This is a genomic window from Protofrankia sp. Cas3, assembly GCF_963555955.1.
Taxonomy (GTDB): Bacteria; Actinomycetota; Actinomycetes; order Frankiales; family Frankiaceae; genus Protofrankia.
The window spans coordinates 1-15,565 of sequence record NZ_CAUVXP010000137.1; the positions used below are offsets into that span (position 1 = coordinate 1).

Here is a 15,565-nt window from a genome sequence, read left to right on the forward strand (position 1 = left end):
GCCGGCGGGCGGGTTGGCGGCGGGCGGGTTGGCGGCGGGCGGGTTGGCGCGCGCCGCAGCGCGGCCGGCGTGGGAGCCCAGGATCGTGCGCCCGTGCCCGAGCCCGACCAGTACACCGAGCAGGATCGCCAGGCAGACGCCATCGGCTCCGAGACCCGCCAGCACCAGCCCGACCGCGAGGGCGCCCCGGACCAGGCCCTCCAGCAGCAGGTTGGCCGCGAGGCCGGCGTACCTGTGGGTGGACTGCAACAACCCGCGGTCCACGCAGAGCAGGCACCAGGCGGCGCCCGCGGTGAGCATCTCGGCGACACCGCCGGGACCCGGCAGGGACAGCGCCGTGGCGATGACACCCCGCAGCAGGAGAGCTGCGATACCGGTCAACACGACCAGGACGACACCGCCACGCCGGACCCGCGCAATCCATTGGTCGATCATCGCGGCCTCACCCGTCTGCTGCCAGGGCGTCACCTTGCGGACGACGCCGACGAGCAGGGCGCTGCCGGGCATGGACACCACGAAGAACAGCGCCAGCAACTGGGCCAGCGCCCCGTAGGCGGTGGTGGACAGATGCCGGGCGAGCACCAGCGTGACGAGCAGGTTCGCGAGGTTGGCGGCGAGGGCGGCAACGGCCAGTGGGGACGCACCGCGGATGGCCCCCCGCAGGGCGTGCCGGGGTGGGGCCGCTACCGCGAGCGGGGCCGCTACCGCGAGCGGGGCCGGCGCGGCGGGCCTTGCGCCGACCGGGCCGCGCTCGGGTGGGCACGGGCGCCGGGCAACCGGGACCGCATCCACCGTGCCCGGACGGCTGGCCGTTGTGTCCTCCCACCATGTCACGACGGCAACATTCCCATTACTAATTGTAACAAGCATGTAGCTGGCCATCTGGGGCCGGCCATGGCGGACTCCGGCCGGCCGGCCCAAAGGTGGCGCGATCACCGTTGTCGCCGGGACGTCTCAGGTGGTCCCGGTGCCCTTTTCGGTCACGAAGATCGCGGTGGATGGAAACAGGCGGCCACGCACCGGCCCCCACTGGCCCCAGACCCGGTCGTGCCCGGCCGGCCACTCCGGTTCGATCAGGTCCAACACGGTCAGACCGGCGGCCACCAGCTCCCGGACGCGGTCACCGACGGTACGGTGGGTCTCGGCGTAACTCGTCCGGCCGGCCCAGTCCCGCTCGACGTATGCCCGCCGGTCGAAGTAGCTGCGGACCACGGTCAGACCCTCCCTGCCCGGATGATCGGGAAAGGACCAGATCATCGGGTGTGTGGTGGAGAAGACCCAGCGCCCGCCGGGACGCAGCACCCGGGCGACCTCACGCATGACGGCCGCGCTGTCCGCGACGAAGGGGATCGCGCCAAAGGCCGAGCAGGCCAGGTCCACACTTGCGGCGGCCAGCGGCAGCCGGGTGGCGTCGGCCTGTACCAGGGCGACGTCCACACCGGTGGCCACCGACAGCGTCCGGGCGTGCCGCAGCTGGCCTGCGGACAGGTCCAGCGCGACCACGTCCGCACCACGGGTGACCAGCCAGCGGGCACACTGCGCGCCGCCGCACCCGATCTCCAGCACGGTCCGGCCGCGGACGTCGCCGAGCAGGTGCGCGTCGGCCTCCCGCAGACCCTCGGGGCACCACAGGAAGTCCGTGTCACCGAGAAAGGCACCATGCTCGGCCTGGTAGTCGTCGGCGGTGGCGTCCCAGTAGCCGCGGTTGGCCCATCGGGCGCTGTCGTCGTCGACGTCGCTGTACCCGAACTCGGCGGGGTGATACCCGCCCGGCGGGTACTGCGGCAGGACGGGCCGGGGCGCGTCCGGTCTGGCGGGTTCTGGTCCGTTCACGGCATCGATCCTCGCAGTGTCCGCTGGGCATCCAATCGGGGGTGGGTCGTCCGCCGCGTGCGTCATCCCGTTCCGATGATGTGACATGGTCGCGGTCCCGTCGGGTTTGCGGGTCGTCTCCGGCGCGGTTCACCCCGACGCGGGACGAGGTTGACCCGCCATGGCGTTGACCACCCTGGACAACGATCCCTAGACTTGGGTCTGGCACGAGAGTCTGTGGATCTCAGACCTAGTAGATCCGCTCGAGCGTCGCTATCGGTACTGACAGTGTTCGTTTTGCACGGTCCCTGTCCCTCCGTCCCGGCGGTTCGATCCGGCCCCTCGTGCATTCGACGAACCCTGTAGCCGGAGCCGACCCCTTGACGAGCACCACCGACGTACGACCCGTGGAGACCGTGACCACACCGCCCACCCCGACCACCCCGCAGGTCGCGGTCAACGACATCGGCTCGGCTGAGGACTTCCTCGCCGCCGTCGATAAAACGATCAAATTCTTCAACGACGGTGACATCGTCGACGGAACCATCGTCAAGGTGGACCGCGATGAGGTGCTCCTCGACATCGGTTACAAGACCGAAGGCGTGATCCCCTCGCGGGAGCTTTCGATCAAGCACGATGTCGACCCGCACGAGGTCGTGACGGTCGGTGATCACGTAGAGGCTCTTGTTCTCCAGAAGGAGGACAAGGAGGGCCGTCTCATCCTGTCCAAGAAGCGCGCGCAGTACGAGCGCGCCTGGGGCACGATCGAGAAGCTCAAGGAGGAGGACGGCGTCGTCAACGGCACCGTCATCGAGGTCGTCAAGGGCGGTCTCATCCTTGACATCGGGCTGCGGGGCTTCCTGCCTGCGTCGCTGGTGGAGATGCGCCGGGTGCGCGATCTGCAGCCCTACGTCGGCCGCGAACTCGAAGCCAAGATCATTGAGCTGGACAAGAACCGGAACAACGTGGTTCTGTCCCGGCGCGCGTGGCTGGAGCAGACCCAGAGCGAGGTCCGGTCGGAGTTCCTCGCGCAGCTGGCCAAGGGCCAGATCCGCAAGGGCGTCGTCAGCTCCATCGTCAACTTCGGGGCGTTCGTCGACCTTGGTGGTGTCGACGGTCTGGTGCACGTGTCCGAGCTCTCCTGGAAGCACATCGACCACCCCTCGGAGGTCGTGGAGGTCGGCCAGGAGGTCACGGTCGAGGTCCTCGACGTCGACCTGGAGCGCGAGCGGGTGTCGCTGTCGCTCAAGGCCACGCAGGAAGACCCGTGGCGTCAGTTCGCCCGTACCCACGCGATCGGTCAGGTCGTCCCGGGTCGGGTCACCAAGCTCGTGCCCTTCGGCGCGTTCGTCCGGGTGGACGAGGGCATCGAGGGTCTGGTGCACATCTCCGAGCTGGCCGAACGGCACGTGGAGATCCCCGAGCAGGTCGTGAACGTCGGCGACGAGATCCTCGTCAAGGTCATCGACATCGACCTCGACCGGCGCCGGATCAGCCTCTCCCTCAAGCAGGCGAACGACTCCAGCGCCCTTGTCGGCGAAGGCGAGGCGTTCGACCCGTCCCAGTACGGGATGGAGGCCAAGTACGACGAGGCGGGCAACTACGTCTACCCCGAGGGTTTCGACCCGGAGACGGGGGAGTGGCTGCCGGGCTTCGAGGAGCAGCAGGCCGAGTGGGAGCGGCAGTACGGCGAGGCCCAGCAGCGCTACGAGGCGCACCAGGCGCAGATTCGGGCCGCGCAGGAAGCCGAGGCCGCCGCGGTCGCCCCGTCGTCCTACACCTCCGCCGAGCCCGACCAGCCCGCCTCCGCGATCGACGAGGACGCGCTTCGTCGCCTTCGGGAGCAGTTCGGCCGGGAATAGGTCGGCCGGGAATAGGTCGGCCGGGAATAGGTCGGCCGGGAACAGTCCGGCCGGGAGCAGTCCGGCCGGGTAGTACCTGAGGACAGCGCTCGACGGGGCCTGCGGGACATCTTCCGCAGGCCCCGTTCGCGTCCGGCGGCGGAAAACCATTCGAAAAGTCCGCATACATCGGGCACGCTCCTGTTCATGAGAGCGCCGGGCACCGTCCGCCCGGGTATCGGATGACGAACAGGAGCGATCGATCATGGCCGCCGTTGCCGAACTCGGGGGTGCGCGGACCCCCATCTGGATGTGGACCCGTCCGCAGGAGGTCGACAGCGCAGCCCTCGACCAGCTGCGCGCCGTCGCGGATCTCCCCTATGTCCATCACCATGTCGCGGTCATGCCCGATGTCCACCTGGGCAAGGGCGCGACCGTCGGTTCCGTCGTAGCCATGCGGGACGCGGTGTCGCCCGCGGCCGTCGGCGTCGACATCGGCTGTGGAATGGCCGCCGTCCGCACGAACCTCACCGCGAGTGATCTTCCGGATGATCTGGGTGCGATACGCGCCGCGGTCGAGGCGGTGATTCCGGTCGGGCGTCTCGGACACCCGACCGTCTCGAGCAGGGTGCGCTCCCACCGGGAGCTCTGGGACGGTTTCGCCGACCTGCATCCGTTGGTCTCGGGACGGCTGGAGCGGGCCATGGCGCAGCTGGGGACGCTCGGCTCGGGCAACCACTTCATCGAGCTGTGCCTCGATACCGGCGACCAGGTGTGGCTGATGCTGCACTCGGGCTCACGCAACATCGGCAAGGAGCTGGCCGAGGTCCATATCGGGATCGCGAAACGGCTGGCGCACAACGGCGACCTGCGCGACCGGGATCTGGCGGTGTTCCTCGCGGGCACGGCGGAGATGCGGGCGTACCGGCATGATCTGGTCTGGGCGCAGCGGTACGCCCAGCTGAATCGGGTGACGATGCTCGGCCTGTACCAGGATGTGCTGCATGGTTTCTTCCCGGGACTGCGGCTGCCGGTTGCGCCGCAGAGCGGTCCGTATGCGGGGGAACGAGCGTTCGCCTCGGTGAACTGCCATCACAACTACGTGTCCGAAGAACATCATTATGGCGCGGATGTGCTGGTGACCCGCAAGGGCGCGATCTCGGCACGGTCCGGGGAATACGGCATCATCCCGGGTTCGATGGGTACCCGGTCCTACATCGTTCGTGGACTGGGGAATCCGGAGTCTTTTCACTCGGCGTCGCATGGGGCCGGTCGGCGGATGAGCCGGTCGAAGGCGAAGAAGATGTTCACCGTCGAGGATCTGACCGCGGCGACCGCCGGGGTGGAATGCCGCAAGGACGCCGGCGTGATCGACGAGATCCCGGCGGCCTACAAGGACATCGAGCAGGTCATCGCCAACCAGCGGGACCTGGTCGCTGTCGCCGCGGAACTGCGGGCCGTCCTGTGCGTCAAAGGCTGACCCGGTGCGGCACCCGTGAACTGCTGCGCGGGATGGGCGAGGGTGAACTGTCAGGCGCCGGCGAACGAGGGCGCGACGTCGAGCATCGCCTGTGCGATCGCGGTGTCTCCCACCAGCTCGGCGCCGATGTCGCCGGCCTGGCGGCGGTCGGCGACCAGCAGACAGAAGTCGAGCAGGGGCGCGGACATCGCCGCGCTGGTGGCGGGCGGTTTCCCGCTACCGGCAATCTCGCTGGTGCCGTCCGGCCCGATCATCCACCGGCCGCCACCGGGGCCCGAGAGGTTGACAAGGAGCGTCGCGTCCCCGGAAGCAGGTGGTAGCGCGGCCCGTACCTTCGGGGTGAGCCACCGCATTGCGGTGTCGGCCATCCGGTGGAGGTGATCGGCGGGTGGCAGCGGCATGGCCAGCCCGACCCGCTCGGCGATGTCACGGCCGTGGATCCACGTCTCGAAGGCCCGGATGGTCAGGTAGGCGCCCAGCGGGCCAAAGGGCGCGCGACGATCGTCCGTGTCAGTCGGCCCGTCCGTGTCAGTCAGCCCGCTGCGGCGGAGCTGCTCGGCGATCCGTTCCATGGCGCCATACCAGGCCGACCAGGTGCGTCCGGTCGTCCAGTCATGTTGGTGAGCGTGGACGGCGGCGGTCCGTTCATCCAGGTCGGTGCTGTGCACAGGCGGATCCACCGCCAGGCCGATCCCGGCCGCGACCAGCCCGTCGGAGGCGGCCAGATGCGCGACGAGCTCGCGGGTGTTCCAACCGTTGACGATCTCGCGCGTCCAGTCGTCGGCGGTGAGCTCGGCAAGCAACCGGTCGACGGCGCCAACCTGGGTGAGGTAGGGATCTGCGATCTCCGGTGCCACCGGCGTGGCCGGACGGCGAGTCAGAGCCGCCGCCATGACCGCGGCCAGGGCGGCGGAACCAGCCGGGTCCACCTCGGTGGCTACCGCATCGGCCGCCTCGGCGGCTATCTCATCGGCTACATCGCGGAGCATGTCGCCGGACACCTCGCAGGCCAGGTCGTGCCGCTGCCGGCCGACAAGACCGACCAGGCCGATGCTGAGCGTCTCGGCCGTGACCAGGCAGTGCTCGCACCGGCCGAGGTGCGTGTCGACGATGACCGTCTCGTCGGGATCGCAGGCGCCGAGGAGGTAGGCACCGAGAAGGTCATCGACATGTCCTCCATGGCCGTCGGGGGCCGGATTCCGCAACGGGTGCGCGGGCGCAAGGTCGTGCGGTTCGACCTTCCTGGCGCTCACACGTGAACCCCTTCGCGCTCCAACCGGACCGCAAGTTTCTGCAGGGCAGCGCGGATCCGGGATTTTGCCGTGCCTTCCGGAATGGTGAGTCGGGTTGCCACCTCACGGTAGGTGTAGCCGTCGAAAAAGGCGAGTTCCACCGCTTCGCGCAGCAGCGACGGGAGATCCGCCACACCACGACGCACGATCGCCGCGGTGACCTCGGTCAGCACCACCGTGTCGGCGGCCGGGCCGTCGGGCGTTGCGGCCAGTTCCCGGGCGACGGTCTCGGACGGCCTGCGCGCGCTTTCCCGCCGGACCCAGTCCACCGCCCGACGCCGGGCCATGACGACCAGGTAGGCGCGCAGGCCGCCGCGGTCAGGATCAAACCGCAACGGGTGCTCCCACAGGTGTACCAGGACGTCCTGGACGACCTCGGCCGCGGCTTCGCGGTCCGCGGTGATCTGGGCGGCCGCGGCGGCGAGGTAGCGGGCGTAGCGCGCGTGCACCTGCGCGAGCGCGTCGGCGTCGCCGGCGGCGAGGCGGGCATGCAGGTCACGAAGCTGGTCCGGGGGGAAGTCATCGGGACGTTCGGACACCGGACGCCGCAGGGCAGGAGCAGGGTCCGATGCACCGTCGGTTTGCGATGCATGGGCGGCCTGGGGTGGCTGTGTCGCCGGAGGCGGCTGCTGCATGGGCGGCATGGGCTGCATGGGCTGCATGGCGGTGGTCAGCGGCGGGACCCGTATCAGGGAGGCGGCCGCGGGCGGGTCGTCCGCACCGCGGGGTGCGGCTGCGGAAAGCACGGCGCGAAGTGTCCCATGACCGGGATGGGCAGTCCACCAGTGCCTGTCCCGGCTGCCATCCGAGCGCGGTTCAGGCGTGACGCATCAGGGTAGTTGATCTCAAGGTGGACGGCCTGTTCGATGCCGGTCGGGTCTTCCCCTCCTTGCCGGCGATCTGGCCCCGGGCGCCTGGAATTCACCTCGCGAGGGTGACCGACCGGGCGTTACCGCTCGGCGGCGGTAAGGAGGTCGGCCGGTGGGTAGTGCAGGGGTGAGTGATGTCGTGACTCGCGAATCTTCTACCGGCCGTGTGGGTCGGGGAACCAGAAGGGCGTGCGGACGACCGAGGGGGTAGTCGTGCAGACCCATTATCAGTACCCGCTGCTCAGCGTCTTCTGGACGATGCTGTGGTTCTTCCTGTTCCTGCTGTGGTTCTACCTGTTGTTCGCCGTTATATCCGACGTTCTGCTGAGCCACGATCTGTCCGGTTGGGGAAAGGCAGCCTGGATCATCTTCGTCATCCTGTTGCCCTTGTTCGGCGTCCTGGTGTATCTGATTTTTCGGGGCGACAGCATGCATGAACGGGCTGCCCGGCGGTCGGCACGTCAGGAGGAGGACTTCCGCGACTACGTACGCACGACCGCGGGAACGGCGAGTCCATCCGAGGAGTTGTCCAGGCTTGCCGAACTGCGGGACCGCGGTGCGATCTCCGACGCGGAGTTCGAGCAGATGAAGGCCAGGGTTCTCGCCTGATCCCGGTATTCGGCGGCGTCCGGCGGCGTTGCGGGTTTTTGATCGTTCCTGGCTGGATAATTTCCGCACCACCGTGGTGGTGACCGCCGTGGGGAGGCCCGTTGGGCAGGTGGAAGGCGCTGGTCGTCCTCGGTGCGGCACAGTTTCTCATGGTGCTGGATGCCGCGGTGATGAACGTTTCGATCACTCGGCTCGTCGAGGATTTCGACACGAGCGTGACCGCGATCCAGGCGGTCATCACTGCCTACTCGCTGGTGATGGCCGCCTTTATGATTACCGGTGGAAAAGTTGGTGATCTGTGGGGTCGGCGACGTACGTTCACCGTCGGCCTCGTCGTCTACGGGATCGGATCGCTGATCACCACGCTGGCACCCACACTTGTCATTCTGACCGTGGGCTGGTCGGTTGTCGAGGGACTGGGCGCCGCATTGGTGCTGCCGGCACTGGCCGCACTTGTCAGTGGCAACTACGCCGGCCGCGAACGGGCGGTCGCCTATGCGGTGATCGGTGGGCTGGCCGGTGCCGGTATTGCCGTGGGTCCGCTGCTTGGCGGTTGGGTGACCACGGAGTGGACGTGGCGTGTCGTGTTCGCCGGCGAGGTCGTCCTGGTCATGCTGATTCTCAGCATGGTCCGGTGGATTCGGGACCCAGCCGTTTCGCGTGACATAGCCGTTTCGCGTGACGGAGCCGTTTCTCGTGACCCAGCCGTCGCGGCCGGCGGCGGTTTCGACGTCTTCGGTGCGTTCCTGTCAGCGCTGGGGCTTTCACTGGTCGTCATCGGGATCCTGCAGAGCAGTTCATGGGGATGGCTGCGGCCGAAGAATTCACCGGTGGCGCCGTTCGGATTCTCCCTCACCCCGTTTGTGGTGGCGGCCGGCTTCGCGGTGCTGATGGCGTTGCGCTCCTGGGAGGCTCACCGGGAGCGATCCGGTTGCGATCCGCTGGTGCGGTTTGCGCTGCTGACGGTTCAACCGCTGCGATCCGGGCTGGCGGTACTCGGCATCCAGAACGTGATTCTGCTCGGGCTTTTCTTCACGATTCCGCTCTATCTTCAGGTCGTTCAGGGATTCAATGCCTTTGAGACGGGGCTGCGGCTGCTGCCCGTCTCGGTCACAATGCTGGCAACCTCGATCAGCGGTCCGGTGCTCGGTCGGGTGGTCGGCCCACGTCTGGTGGTGCGACTGGGCCTGCTGGTGCTGATGGGTGCATCCCTCTTCCTGGTGGCCGCGGTCGACCCGCGGATCGACGACCTGAGGTTCGCGGTGGCCATGGCGGTGCTGGGTGTCGGGCTGGGACTACTGGCATCACAGCTCGGCAACGTCGTGCAGTCCTCGGTGGGCGAATCGGACCGTAGCCAGGTCGGGGGCTTTCAGTACACCGCCCAGAACCTCGGTTCGGCACTCGGAACCGCGCTGATGGGAGCAATCGTGATCAGCGCCCTTTCCGTGGCGCTCCAGAATCGCGTCGAGAACGACCCGCGGATCTCCGAGCCCGTCCGAGCGCAGGTCGGGGTGCAGCTTGAGGCCGGGGTCGGCTTCGTGTCCACCGAGCAGGTGCGGGCCGCGTTGGCGAGCACTGCGATACCGCCGGCGCAGGCGCAGGCCCTTGTCGAGCGCTACGCCGACGCGCAGCTCGCCGGACTGCGAGCAGCCATGCTCACCGCCGCAGCCGTGGCTCTCGTCGGTCTGGCCTTCACCCGATCCCTTCCAACCGTACCGATTGTCGCGGGTGCGCAGCACGCTCACGCGGGCGCCCACAGACGCGCCACGATATGATCATCGTAGCCACTGGCCAGCCACCGATCGCCGTTGTCGGGACTGGTCGCGCTCCTACCGGTGGGCGGGCAACCGCGGTGCTTTGGACAGCAGGGCAAGCAACGTGCGCAGCTCCTCTGGAACCGGCTCGCTGAAGCGCCGCACGAGTCGGTGTCCAGCCCGGTCAACCTCCAGGGTGTAGGTGAAACGGTCGGGGCGGGCCGCCGGGGTGGAGGCGCGGTCTGGACGGTTTGCGGTAGCCTCCACATCAGCGGCGAGGCCACGCAGCTGTGCGGCTTCGTCGGCTGGGAGCTCGGCGGTGTCCAGGCCACGCCTGATCGCCTGTCCGACGAAACCTCCTGATCGCTCCAGGACGATCCGCACGTGTTCATCAACCATCCTGTTATTGTCGCCTATGATCGTGTCGGCGACACGGGTTCGCAGCTTCCGGCGTTGCGAGATCTGGAACGCGGTTCCACAGCCGGATCTACAGCGGGAGCTACAGCCGGATCTACATGATGACGCCCACGGCGCGCCATGCCTGCGTGACGGCCGTCACCTCGTCGTCACCGAAGAGCGCCCGGGCCTGTCGGATGGTGAGCGAGGCGAAGGCCCGGAACGTGGAGTTCGGCCGCAGCTGCGGCGCCCGTAGCGTGTCGTACCAGATGAGCCCCGTCTTCTCCCACGCCTTGCCGCCGATGGCCGCCGCGGCGAGGTAGAAGGCATGGTTGGGGATGCCGGAGTTGATGTGTACACCGCCGTTGTCGGTCGTGGTGCGCAGGTAGTGGTCCATATGGCCGGGCTGGTCGTCGGCCCCGAGTACCGGATCGTCGAACGCCGTTCCAGGTTCCTTCATGGACCGCAGCGCGACCCCGGCCACACCGGGTGCGAGCAGATCCGCACCGATCAGCCAGTCGGCCTCCTCGACGGTCTGGCCCAGCGCGTACTGCTTGACGAGTGAGCCGAAAACGTCGCTGACAGACTCGTTGAGGGCGCCGGGCTGGTTGAAGTACATCAGCTGCGCCTCATCCTCGGTCACGCCGTGTGTCAGCTCGTGTCCGATGATGTCCAGCGAGGTGGTGAAGCCCTTGAACATCTCGCCGTCACCGTCGCCGAACACCAGCTGCCGACCATCCCAGAAGGCGTTGTCGTAGTGGTCGCCGTAGTGGACCGTCGCGTGCAGCGCGACTCCCTCGTCGTCGATGGAGTCACGGTCGTAGACGGTCTGGAAGAACGTGAACGTCGAGCCGAGACCGTCGTATGCCTCGTTGACGGCGGCGTCGTCGCTGGCAGTGTCTCCTTCGGTGCGTACCGCCCGTCCCGGCAGGGTCTCGGTGCCGGCGGCGTCACCGATCACCCGGTCGGCTGTTCCAGTCGGCGCCAGCCGGGGCACCAGCGTGCCTTTGGACCCGCCCCGCAGCAGGGCGTTGTGTACGCGCACGGAACGCACCGAGGTGTCGCGGGCCAGCGTGGAAAGCGCCCAGGAGCGCTGGTCGTCGGTGCCGTTGCGCGCGATGCGTTCGAGCATGTGCGGTGGTACGGCGCACGGCGTGCAGCGATGGTACCCAGCCATGACAGACAACCCCCGGAGGACGAATGCGAACGTCGGATCCCGGTCTCGTCGGCCGCGGCGTCACCGAACCGCTGGCCGCAGCGTCACGGACCCACCACAGACCATGACGGATATTACATTATATGTCTACCGCTGTTGTGACTATATTGTTTTCCACTGATATGCCTGGGCCGCACTGCCTGAGCCGCACTGTCTGGGCCCTCTATCCGACGAGGCCGGTCATGCGGGAGACTCGGCCCCATGCTGCGGGTGGGGCTGACCGGTGGGATCGGCGCGGGCAAGAGCGCGGTGGCGCGGCTGTTGACTGATCACGGTGCCGTCGTCATCGATGCGGACGCGATCGCCCGGGAGGTCGTCGCCGTCGGTACACCGGGGCTTCAGGCCGTCGTGGACGAGTTCGGGCCGCAGATGCTGTGCGCCGACGGCAGCCTCGATCGGGAGGCGCTCGGGGCTGTCGTGTTCGCCGACCCCGCCGCCCGCCGCCGCCTTGAGGCGATCACACATCCGCTGGTCGGCGCGGAGGCGACCCGTCGCATGGCCGATGCTCCGGCCGACGCGGTGGTCGTGTACGACGTGCCGTTGCTCGTCGAGGCCGGCCTGTCCGGCGGCTACGACGTGATCGTCGTCGTGGTGGCGCCACGCGAGGTCCGCCTTGCCCGCCTGGCCGATCGGGGGCTTGCGCGGGAGCAGGCGCTGGCGCGGATGGCCAACCAGGCGTCGGACTCCGCCCGCCGCGCGGTGGCCGACATCCTCGTGGACAACAGCGGCAGCCCAGAAGATCTTCATGACCAGGTGGCTGAGGTGTGGAAGCGTCTTTCCGCGTCCATCGCGTAGGCCGGACGGAAACTGTCGGACCTCTGTGGTGTTGTAGGACACGTGAGCCCCACTGCCGATCGCCCCGGTAAGGACATCGAGCGTTCGACTGCGCCGTTGCGGGTCGTGTCGGACTTCGAGCCGGCCGGCGACCAGCCGGCCGCGATCGCGGAGCTTGCCCGCCGCGTCCGTGCCGGTGACACCGACATCGTCCTGCTCGGCGCGACCGGTACCGGCAAGTCGGCGACCACCGCGTGGCTCGTTGAGGAGCTGCAGCGCCCGACACTGGTGATGGCACCCAACAAGACCCTCGCCGCGCAGCTGGCCAACGAGTTCCGGGAGTTGCTGCCGGACAATGCCGTCGAGTACTTCGTGTCGTACTACGACTACTACCAGCCAGAGGCCTATATCGCCCAGACCGACACCTACATCGAGAAGGACTCGTCGATCAACGAGGAGGTCGAGCGGCTGCGCCATTCGGCCACGATGAGCCTGCTCACGCGCAGGGACGTGGTGGTCGTGGCGAGCGTGAGCTGCATCTACGGTCTGGGCACCCCGCAGGAGTACATCGAACGCATGGTCCGGCTGCGGGTCGGGGAGGAGATCGAACGCGACAGGTTGCTGCGCCGGTTCGTCGACGTCCAGTACACCCGCAACGACCTGGCCTTCACCCGTGGGACGTTCCGCGTCCGCGGCGATACCGTTGAGGTGTTTCCCGCCTACGAGGAGCTCGCAGTCCGGATCGAGATGTTCGGGGACGAGATCGAACGGCTGACCTATCTGCATCCGGTGACCGGGGAGATCGTCCGCGACGCGACCGATGTGTTCGTCTTCCCCGCCACCCACTATGTCGCCGGCCCGGAACGGATGGAGCGGGCGATCGCGGGCATCGAGACGGAGCTGACCGAGCGGCTCGCCGAGATGGAACGCCAGGGAAAGCTGTTGGAGGCCCAGCGGCTGCGGATGCGCACCACCTATGACATCGAAATGATGCGCCAGGTCGGTTTCTGTTCGGGTATCGAGAACTACTCCCGGCATATTGACGGGCGTGCCGCCGGCACGGCGCCGTACACGTTGCTCGACTACTTCCCGGACGACTTCCTGCTGGTCATCGACGAGTCGCACGTCACGGTCCCACAGATCGGCGGGATGTTCGAAGGCGACATGTCCCGCAAACGCAACCTGGTCGAGCACGGCTTCCGGCTGCCCAGCGCCATGGACAACCGGCCGTTGCGTTGGGAGGAGTTCTGCGCGCGCATCGGCCAGACGGTGTATCTCTCGGCGACACCGGGACCATACGAGATGGCCCGTTCCGACGGGGTGGTCGAGCAGATCATCCGTCCGACCGGCCTGCTCGATCCGGAGGTCGTCCTGAAGCCGACCCAGGGTCAGATCGACGACCTTGTCGGCGAGATCCGGACGCGTGCCGAACGTGACGAACGGGTGCTGGTCACAACGTTGACCAAGAAGATGTCCGAGGACCTCACCGACTATCTCCTCGAACTCGGTATCCGTGTCCGCTACCTGCACAGTGAGGTCGACACCCTGCGTCGCATCGAGCTGCTCACGGAGCTGCGCCGGGGCGAGTTCGACGTGCTCGTCGGCATCAACCTGCTGCGGGAGGGCCTGGATCTACCCGAGGTCTCACTGGTCGCCATCCTGGATGCGGACAAGGAGGGCTTCCTGCGGTCGGACAAATCGCTGATCCAGACCATCGGCCGGGCGGCCCGGAACGTCTCCGGTCAGGTGCACATGTACGCCGACAAGGTGACCCCGTCGATGCGCAGGGCCATCGACGAGACGAACCGCCGGCGCGTGAAGCAGATCGCCTACAACACCGAGCGTGGTGTCGACCCGCAACCGTTGCGCAAGAAGGTCATCGACATCCTCGATGACCTTGTGCGGGAGAGCGCAGACGGTGAGATGATCGGCGGTGGTGGTCGCGCACAGTCCCGTGGGAAGGCCTCGGTTCCCGGCATGTCCTCGAAGGGCGCGTCGGGGAAGACCGGTCGGGACGGCGCGGTCGGGCGGCACGCGGCGCAGTTGGCGGGGATGCCTCGAGCCGATCTGGCTGCGCTCATCCGCCAGCTCGACGACCAGATGCACGAGGCTGCCAAAGAGCTGCAGTTTGAGCTGGCCGCTCGCCTGCGCGACGAGATCTCCGAGCTGAAGAAGGAACTACGGGGCATGGAAGCAGCCGGAACATGACCGTTCCGTATTTCTGCCGACGACTCCGAAGCCTCGGTCGAGAAAGCACTGGCAACACCATCCCGTCGCCTCCGCTGTGTCGCGCATCGACACTCTCGACCGCGGCTGGAGAGGCCCTCATGTCCCACGACCGTCATGAGTCACCGGACTGTGTTTTCCGGCCAAGTCAGGCCATATCTCTGGCCAGTAGTTCCAGGCCTCTGACCTGGCCGATCACTTCATGCACCGGTTCAGCCTCAGGGCTCAATGTGAGTCGAACAAGGAGATCGTACTGGCGATGGTCGGGTTCTTGGTAGCGATCATCTTCCTCGATTTCGTCCGGAGAATTTAGATTTTGCTGAATTTGGCAACTGAACTTTGTGGAGTCTAGGGAATAGTACTCTCCGATATACGAGCTGTCGCGAGCATCGGGCGTAACTCCAAGAGCAACACTGATTTCGTTGGCCAGTCTGCCGATGTCGGTTCGCTTGGAACCATACAGGATGAATGTTCTCATGGTCTCGGGAGTCGAATCGAAGGGCACCTCGATAGGGCTGCCGCGGATTCTTTGTACAGCATGAATGATACCTTTCTCTCGGCAATATCCGTTAATCTCTGCTGTAGGTCGAATAAATCAAGTCTGGTAAGCTCGAGGGGAGTCAATGGCCCGGTTCGTATCCCACTGGATCGAGTTTTGACGCCGAGTTTCAGCGCTTTGCTAAACAAACTTTCACCTGCGAGAGCGATATCGAAATCGCTTCTTCGGTCAATGTCAAAAAGTGCTCCAGTTGTATATTTTACACCAGTGACCGAACTGCCTTGCATTATGCCCTCTACGTCGGGGAAGCCCGTGCTCTCAAGGCCCGAATGGAGGATGGCGGAGAAATTACCCAGCTCGGTCTCGTTGGCAAAGCCGAAAGGAATACCCGTACCACCCCTACCTGCGTGCGATGGTTTTCCAACCGTGGTGAAGGCGTCTTTGGCGGTGCGGTGGGCGTTGCCGAAGGGTTCGCCGGCGGCCATGATTATATGGCCGTCGGGGGTCACGGTGGCCTGGTGGGGGAGCAGGCTCTTGACCAGGGTGGTGGTGTAGGCGCGGGCTCCGCGCAGGTTTGTGGTGATGGTGTCCAGGTGGGTGCGGGTGGCGGTGAGGGCGTGGCGGGTGAGGGCGGTGGCGGTGTGGAGGGCGGTGGTGAGGGCGTGGCCGTCGCGGATGGCTTGGCTGGTGCCGCGTAGGCCGCGGGCGAGGCCGGTGGTGGTGGTGAGGCCTTTGGTGGCGGGGATGCAGTCGAGGAGGGCGAGGCCGACGTCCCAGCCGGAGGCGTCGCCGTGGGT

Annotated in this window: 12 protein-coding genes and 2 pseudogenes; 6 read left to right on the plus strand and 8 right to left on the minus strand. The window is 67.0% G+C overall.

Annotated elements, in window-relative coordinates:
• Together U9983_RS21035 and U9983_RS21040 are read right to left on the minus strand one after the other, a co-directional pair.
• A pseudogene (locus tag U9983_RS21035) lies at nt 1-834 on the minus strand (hypothetical protein); the annotation flags it as partial.
• Between the two features lie 120 nt (nt 835-954).
• Complete coding sequence (locus tag U9983_RS21040) at nt 955-1,833, minus strand: class I SAM-dependent methyltransferase (RefSeq protein ID WP_416210253.1); 879 nt, start codon at nt 1,831-1,833, stop codon at nt 955-957.
• A 359-nt stretch (nt 1,834-2,192) separates the two neighbouring features.
• Between U9983_RS21040 and rpsA the strand changes: the two genes are divergently transcribed.
• Both rpsA and U9983_RS21050 read left to right on the plus strand, forming a co-directional pair.
• Nucleotides 2,193-3,674, plus strand: coding sequence for a 30S ribosomal protein S1 (rpsA, locus tag U9983_RS21045; RefSeq protein WP_416211464.1), 1,482 nt, complete (start codon nt 2,193-2,195; stop codon nt 3,672-3,674).
• A 244-nt stretch (nt 3,675-3,918) separates the two neighbouring features.
• Nucleotides 3,919-5,133: an RtcB family protein gene (locus tag U9983_RS21050; RefSeq protein WP_322755668.1), complete on the plus strand. Its 1,215-nt coding sequence runs from the start codon at nt 3,919-3,921 to the stop codon at nt 5,131-5,133.
• A 50-nt stretch (nt 5,134-5,183) separates the two neighbouring features.
• Here the strand turns inward: U9983_RS21050 and U9983_RS21055 are convergent, their stop codons facing one another.
• Nucleotides 5,184-6,386, minus strand: a complete 1,203-nt coding sequence (locus U9983_RS21055; RefSeq protein WP_322755669.1) for a maleylpyruvate isomerase family mycothiol-dependent enzyme — start codon at nt 6,384-6,386, stop codon at nt 5,184-5,186.
• Nucleotides 6,383-6,964: an RNA polymerase sigma factor gene (locus U9983_RS21060; RefSeq protein WP_322755670.1), complete on the minus strand. Its 582-nt coding sequence runs from the start codon at nt 6,962-6,964 to the stop codon at nt 6,383-6,385. Before U9983_RS21060 ends, U9983_RS21055 begins: the two co-directional genes overlap by 4 nt.
• Nucleotides 6,965-7,483: 519 nt before the next feature.
• Between U9983_RS21060 and U9983_RS21065 the strand changes: the two genes are divergently transcribed.
• Both U9983_RS21065 and U9983_RS21070 read left to right on the plus strand, forming a co-directional pair.
• Nucleotides 7,484-7,903 (plus strand): SHOCT domain-containing protein, encoded by a 420-nt coding sequence (locus U9983_RS21065; protein ID WP_322755671.1) that lies wholly within the window; start codon nt 7,484-7,486, stop codon nt 7,901-7,903.
• A 101-nt stretch (nt 7,904-8,004) separates the two neighbouring features.
• A complete protein-coding gene (locus U9983_RS21070; protein WP_322755672.1) occupies nt 8,005-9,678 on the plus strand; it encodes an MFS transporter in 1,674 nt (557 codons plus the stop codon).
• A 54-nt stretch (nt 9,679-9,732) separates the two neighbouring features.
• On the opposite strand, the gene U9983_RS21075 is transcribed toward U9983_RS21070, so the two are convergent.
• Together U9983_RS21075 and U9983_RS21080 are read right to left on the minus strand one after the other, a co-directional pair.
• Nucleotides 9,733-10,056, minus strand: coding sequence for a protealysin inhibitor emfourin (locus U9983_RS21075; protein WP_322751342.1), 324 nt, complete (start codon nt 10,054-10,056; stop codon nt 9,733-9,735).
• A 112-nt stretch (nt 10,057-10,168) separates the two neighbouring features.
• Complete coding sequence (locus tag U9983_RS21080; RefSeq protein ID WP_322755673.1) at nt 10,169-11,230, minus strand: M4 family metallopeptidase; 1,062 nt, start codon at nt 11,228-11,230, stop codon at nt 10,169-10,171.
• Nucleotides 11,231-11,470: 240 nt separating this feature from the next.
• Here U9983_RS21080 and coaE point away from each other — a divergent pair, with 240 nt between their 5' ends.
• Nucleotides 11,471-12,064 (plus strand): dephospho-CoA kinase, encoded by a 594-nt coding sequence (gene coaE / locus U9983_RS21085; RefSeq protein WP_322755674.1) that lies wholly within the window; start codon nt 11,471-11,473, stop codon nt 12,062-12,064.
• Nucleotides 12,065-12,106: 42 nt separating this feature from the next.
• Nucleotides 12,107-14,251, plus strand: coding sequence for an excinuclease ABC subunit UvrB (uvrB, locus tag U9983_RS21090; RefSeq protein WP_322755675.1), 2,145 nt, complete (start codon nt 12,107-12,109; stop codon nt 14,249-14,251).
• A 166-nt stretch (nt 14,252-14,417) separates the two neighbouring features.
• Here uvrB and U9983_RS21095 read toward each other — a convergent pair whose 3' ends face one another.
• Together U9983_RS21095 and U9983_RS21100 are read right to left on the minus strand one after the other, a co-directional pair.
• Nucleotides 14,418-14,747 carry a hypothetical protein gene (locus U9983_RS21095; protein WP_322755676.1) on the minus strand — a complete coding sequence of 110 codons (330 nt, stop codon included), beginning with the start codon at nt 14,745-14,747 and terminating at the stop codon, nt 14,418-14,420.
• A pseudogene (locus U9983_RS21100) lies at nt 14,744-15,565 on the minus strand (hypothetical protein); the annotation flags it as partial. The pseudogene U9983_RS21100 and the gene U9983_RS21095, both read right to left, overlap by 4 nt.

What these genes read in the sequence shown, in the direction of transcription:
- U9983_RS21050 (WP_322755668.1), top strand. Translation starts at nt 3,919, where the DNA reads ATGGCCGCCGTTGCCGAACTCGGGGGTGCGCGGACCCCCATCTGGATG.
- U9983_RS21075 (WP_322751342.1), bottom strand. Translation starts at nt 10,056, where the DNA reads ATGGTTGATGAACACGTGCGGATCGTCCTGGAGCGATCAGGAGGTTTC.
- U9983_RS21080 (WP_322755673.1), bottom strand. Translation starts at nt 11,230, where the DNA reads ATGGCTGGGTACCATCGCTGCACGCCGTGCGCCGTACCACCGCACATG.
- coaE (WP_322755674.1), top strand. Translation starts at nt 11,471, where the DNA reads ATGCTGCGGGTGGGGCTGACCGGTGGGATCGGCGCGGGCAAGAGCGCG.
- U9983_RS21095 (WP_322755676.1), bottom strand. Translation starts at nt 14,747, where the DNA reads ATGAGAACATTCATCCTGTATGGTTCCAAGCGAACCGACATCGGCAGA.